Source organism: Georgenia halophila, from assembly GCF_039541595.1.
The window spans coordinates 1-1,116 of sequence record NZ_BAABGN010000014.1; the positions used below are offsets into that span (position 1 = coordinate 1).

General features: G+C 67.4%; 2 protein-coding genes. Both read right to left on the bottom strand.

Translation table 11 applies throughout. From position 1 onward, the window contains the following. A partial coding sequence (locus ABD907_RS20220) for an IS3 family transposase (RefSeq protein ID WP_425555805.1) occupies positions 1-802 on the bottom strand: 802 nt, incomplete at its 3' end. Further along, positions 799-1,116 (bottom strand): transposase (locus ABD907_RS21190; RefSeq protein ID WP_425555806.1); only part of this gene is annotated, 318 nt, incomplete at its 5' end. The genes ABD907_RS21190 and ABD907_RS20220, both read right to left, overlap by 4 nt.

The window sequence follows — 1,116 nt, forward strand, 5'->3', positions numbered from 1 at the left end:
TCGTCTGGAACTCGACCTCGGTCAGTGACGGCCAGGCCGGCCGTGCATGGATGAGCTCGGCCTTGTAGAGCCCGTTAACCGTCTCCGCGAGGGCATTGTCATACGAGTCGCCGCGCGATCCGACCGACGCGGCGACCCCGGCAGCAGCGAGATGCTCGGTGTAGCGGATGCTCACGTACTGGCTCCCGCGATCGGAGTGATGCACCAGCCCGTCCAATGCGTGCTCGCGGGCTGTGACGAGGGCATGTTCGAGCGCTTCGAGCGGGAGGTCCTCGGTGCGCATCGATGCGCGGGTCGCCCAGCCGACGATCTTCCGCGAGAACACGTCCGTGACGAACGCCGTGTAGCAGAACCCGCAACTGGTGCGGACATAGGTGATGTCCGCAACCCAGAGCCTGTTCGGCCGGTTGGCCGTGAAGCGCCGCTCGACGAGGTCCGGCCGGTCGTCCGGCGTGGGAGCTGGGGCGGTGGTGCGGGGCCTGCGGCCGCGAACGACACCGGCCAATCCCGCCTCGCGCATGAGTCTCGCGCACCGGTCCCGACCGNCCCGACCGATGTCCCACCCCTCGCGGCGCATCGCGTGCCAGATCTTCCGCGCCCCGTAGACGCCGTAGTTGTCGACATGGACCCGACAGATCACCGGTAGCAGCTCGGCATCACGCAGCTGCCGGTCACTTGCCGGCCGAGTCTTCGCGGCGCGATAGCCGCGCGAGGTGAGGAACCCACCTTCTGTCGCACCAAGGGTGCGGCAGATGAGCTCGACCCCGAACTGATCGCGATACATGTCGACGTAAGCGATCATCTCGGCGTGGGCCGGTCGAGCTCCGCGGCGAAAAACGCCGACGCGGTCTTCAGGATCTCGTTCGCGCGCCGCAGTTCCGCGTTCTCCCGCTTGAGCCGCTTGATCTCGGCCTGCGCGTCCGATGTCGTACCGGGACGCTTGCCGGCGTCGACCTCGGCCTGGTCGACCCAGCGACGCAGGCCCTCGACCGACACGTTCAGCTTCGGTGCAGTCTCCTTGATCACCTGATACCGCGTCAGGCCCTCTTCGTCAGCCTCGAGCCGGTCCAGCACCATGCGCACGGCACGGTCCTTGAACGCTTGCGGGTACTTCGA